4 protein-coding genes are annotated in these 3,838 nt (G+C 68.4%); 1 reads left to right on the plus strand and 3 read right to left on the minus strand.

Annotated elements, in window-relative coordinates:
- Positions 1-617 precede the first annotated feature (617 nt).
- Positions 618-1,625: a stage II sporulation protein M gene (locus tag ABFX81_RS42050; protein WP_086855044.1), complete on the minus strand. Its 1,008-nt coding sequence runs from the start codon at positions 1,623-1,625 to the stop codon at positions 618-620.
- A 127-nt stretch (positions 1,626-1,752) separates the two neighbouring features.
- Between ABFX81_RS42050 and ABFX81_RS42055 the strand changes: the two genes are divergently transcribed.
- Positions 1,753-2,742 carry an RDD family protein gene (locus ABFX81_RS42055; protein ID WP_086855043.1) on the plus strand — a complete coding sequence of 330 codons (990 nt, stop codon included), beginning with the start codon at positions 1,753-1,755 and terminating at the stop codon, positions 2,740-2,742.
- 48 nt (positions 2,743-2,790) lie between these two features.
- Here the strand turns inward: ABFX81_RS42055 and ABFX81_RS42060 are convergent, their stop codons facing one another.
- Positions 2,791-3,405, minus strand: coding sequence for a hypothetical protein (locus ABFX81_RS42060; protein WP_086855042.1), 615 nt, complete (start codon positions 3,403-3,405; stop codon positions 2,791-2,793).
- A 120-nt stretch (positions 3,406-3,525) separates the two neighbouring features.
- Positions 3,526-3,838, minus strand: a 313-nt coding sequence (locus tag ABFX81_RS42065; protein ID WP_346139615.1) for an adenosylhomocysteinase, incomplete at its 5' end; no start/stop codon positions are given.

Genomic DNA, 3,838 nt, shown 5'->3' on the forward strand with positions numbered 1-3,838 from the left:
CAGCGTTCGTCCTGAGCCAGGATCAAACTCTCCGTGAATGTGTACCGGTAATCCGGTCGACACCACGAGAGCGGAACAGTCAGGCGGAATAGGCCCGACCGTTCACAGCGTCCTCGCTGTGTTTTTTTCAAAGGAACCTCGACCATCGGAGATCCGATGGACGGGGTATCAACATATCTGGCGTTGACTTTTGGCACGCTGTTGAGTTCTCAAGGAACGGTTGCTTCCTTTGTACTCACCCTCTCAGGCTTTCCTCCGGGCGCTTCCCTTCGGTCTTGCGTTTCCGACTCTATCAGATCTTTTCTCGACCCGATTTCCTCGGTGCTTTCCAGGTTTCCGCTTCCGCGTTTCCCTTTCCGGCAGTTCCGACTTTATCAGAGGTTCCGGGCCGGATTGACCGGCCACTCATTTCCGATTCATCGGGAGGGGCTTCAGTGAAATCAGCGTTTCACGAAGCAGACAGATACTCACTGTCGCCGATCCGGGGCTGAACCCCTTGTCCAGGCAACTGTTCGAATCTACCTCCCCGCATGCGCCGTGTCAACGGCTCCTGCGGGGCGAAGAGGAGACTAGCAGCTGAACGGAGGTGGTCGCACATCCGGCGGCCAGGGGGCCGTTCAGGCAGCAGTCGGGACGGTGGCGCTGCGTTCCGCCGCCTCGACATCGCCGGTCTCGCCGGCACGGGCGGCACGGCCGCCCAGAACATAGACGTAGGCCAGGAAGGCCAGTTCGGCGACGATTCCGATGGTGATGCGGGCCCAGGTGGGGAGGCCGGACGGGGTGACGAAGCCTTCTATGGCCCCGGAGACGAAGAGGACCACCGCGAGGCCGATGGCCATGCCGATGGCGGCACGGCCTTCTTCCGCGAGAGCTGTGCGTCGGGTGCGTGGGCCCGGGTCGATGAGGGTCCAGCCGAGGCGCAGGCCGGTGCCGGCGGCGACGAAGACGGCGGTCAGTTCGAGCAGGCCGTGCGGGAGGACCAGACCGAGGAAGGTGTCCAGGCGGCCGGCCGAGGACATCAGGCCGACGCCGATGCCCAGGTTGAGCATGTTCTGGAAGAGGATCCAGATGACCGGGAGTCCCACGAAGACACCAAGGATCAGGCACAGGGCTGCGGCCCAGGCGTTGTTCGTCCAGACCTGGGCGGCGAAGCTGGCGGCCGGGTGGCTGGAGTAGTACGTCTCGTACTGGCCGCCGGGGCGGGTGAGCTCGCGCAGTTCGCTGGGGGCCGCGATGGAGGCCTGCACTTCGGGGTGGGTGCCGATCCACCAGCCCAGGAGCGCCGCGACCGCCGTGGACAGCAGTGCGGTGGGCACCCACCAGTGGCGTGCCTTGTAGACGGCGGCGGGGAAGCCGTGGGCGAGGAAGCGGGTGACGTCGCGCCAGGAGGCGCGTCGGGTGCCTGTCACGGCACCACGCGCGCGCGCCACGAGTTGGCTGAGCCGGCCGGTCAGCTGGGGGTCGGGGGCGCTGGTCTGGATCAGGGAGAGGTGCGTGGCGGTGCGTTGGTAGAGAGTGACGAGTTCGTCGGCTTCGGCACCGCTGAGGCGACGCTGGCGACGCAGCAGGGCTTCGAGGCGGTCCCACTCCGCTCGGTGGGCGGAGACGAAGACGTCGAGGTCCATCGGTGTGCCTGCTCCTCGGCTGTTCGTCGGCGGCTCTCGTGGATCAGCTTGTCGTACTGCGGCGCGATGCGCCCTCAGCTTGGCAGACTGGCCCTGTCGGGGGCAGGGCAGGGGAAGGACGGCGGGCGTGAGTGAGCTGGTGACGGGCGAGGCGGTGGCGCTGGAGCTGCGCCCCGCGAGGTTGCCCAGCAGGGCGCTGGCCGTGTTGTTGGATCTTGTGGTGGCCGTGGCCGTCTATGTAGCGGTGACCATCGCGATCGTGGTTTCCACGGCCTCGCTGGACGAGGCGGCGCAGACGGCGCTGTCGATCGCGACGTTCGTTCTCGTGCTCGTGGGCGGGCCGATCGCCGTGGAGACGCTCAGTCACGGGCGCTCGCTCGGGAAGATGGCGTGCGGTCTGCGTGTGGTGCGGGACGACGGGGGGCCGATCCGCTTCCGGCATGCGCTGGTGAGGGGCTTGATCGGGGTGATCGAGATCCTCATGACCTTCGGGGTCGTCGCGTGCATCGCCTCGTTCGTATCGGCGCGTGGGCGGCGGCTGGGGGATGTGTTCGCGGGGACCCTCGTCGTAAGGGAGCGGATTCCGGTCGCGCGGACCGGCTTCGTGCCGCCTCCTCCGCCCTGGCTGGCAGGGCGGTTCTCGGGGCTCGATCTGTCTGCGGTGCCCGACGGGCTGTGGCTCGCCGTCCGTCAGTACCTGACACGAATGCAGCAGCTGGACCCGCAGGTCGGCTGGTCCATGGCGGAGCGGCTGGCGTCGGATCTCGCCGAACGTACGGGGGTTCCGGTACCGCAGGGTGTTCCGCCTGCGGCGTATCTGGCGGCGGTCGTGCACGAACGGCAGTCGCGGGAGGCCCGGCGGGCTTTCGCGAGCGGGTCGGCTTCCTCGACCCCGTCGGCTGCCGGGGCCCCTCCGGCTGCTGAGGCCGATCCGGCTGCCGATGCGGCTTCAGTTACTGAGGCCCCTTCGGCAGCGGGCGCGACGTCCGCTGCGTACGGGCCGCCGGCCGTGCCGCCAGGCGCGCCTGTCGAGTCGTCCGGCGCGGCTCGACCCGAGGAGTCGCATGAGGTGCCGGCGGGCGATCGGCCCGGGACCGGGTTCGTGCCGCCGGCGTAGGGAGGGCGGGGCCTGCCCCTTCAGCGGGGGTCTTCAGCGGGGCTGCCCTCAGGGGAACACCGACGGCGGTGATTCGAGGTCCTCGAGCTCGATGCCGGGCGCCGCGAGCACCACGTCGCCGGCAATGTGCACGGAGTGCTGTTCGCCCGTGTCGAGGGCTGTGACCTGGTATTCGTCCACGGTCAGGGGGCCGTTGTCAGTGGCGTGTGCTTCTCTTTTCAGCAAGGTCCACGACTGGTCCACGGTGCGCGGGGCGAGGACCGGATCCGTGAAGGCGACGAGGCGTACGCGGGTGCCGGCTGAGGAGGGGGTGAGGCGCAGGAGACTGGTGGTGGCGATGAGGAACGCCGGGGAGGTGCCGGTGAAGGCGTGGGCGCGGACATTGCCTTCGCTGGCGTCGGTTCCGGCGGGGTCAGTGCGGACCCAGGTGACGCCGTCGAGGGCGGCGCCGCGGACCTGCCAGGCGGCGGCGTGGAGTTCGAGGCGGATGGGGCGGCCGAGTTCGTCGAGGGTGAGGTCGACGGAGCCCTGGTGATCGCCCGAGGGGGTGGTCAGCTGGGAGACGTAGCGCCAGCCGGAAGGGCCGACGGCGCAGTGGAAGTGCTCTTCTGCGAGGGGGGTGTGATCGTGCGGATCGTGGAGCGAATATCGGCCGCGGGGCATGGGGGTCCTGGGTCTTGACGGGCTGGACCGGTCGTGGTCCGTCAAACGGGGCAGGCCCCCGGCACGGGGGTGTGGGGGCCTGCCTCGGAGGGTCTGACCGGCAGCGGTGTGCTGCTCGGCTCAGTAGCGGTAGTGGTCCGGCTTGTACGGGCCCTCGACCTGCACACCGATGTACTCGGCCTGCTCCGGACGCAGCGTGGTCAGCTTCACGCCCAGCGCCTCCAGATGAAGACGCGCGACCTTCTCGTCCAGGTGCTTGGGCAGCACATAGACACCCGTCGGATACTCGTCGGGCTTGGTGAACAGCTCGATCTGCGCCAGCGTCTGGTCCGCGAACGAGTTGGACATCACGAACGACGGGTGACCCGTGGCGTTACCCAGGTTCAGCAGACGCCCCTCGGACAGCACGATGATCACCTTGCCGTCCGGGAAC

This window comes from Streptomyces coeruleofuscus (assembly GCF_039532725.1).
In the GTDB taxonomy this organism is placed as follows: Bacteria; Actinomycetota; Actinomycetes; order Streptomycetales; family Streptomycetaceae; genus Streptomyces; species Streptomyces coeruleofuscus.

Coding starts and splice junctions, on each gene's coding strand:
- ABFX81_RS42050 (WP_086855044.1), bottom strand. CDS start 1,625: ATGGACCTCGACGTCTTCGTCTCCGCCCACCGAGCGGAGTGGGACCGC.
- ABFX81_RS42060 (WP_086855042.1), bottom strand. CDS start 3,405: ATGCCCCGCGGCCGATATTCGCTCCACGATCCGCACGATCACACCCCC.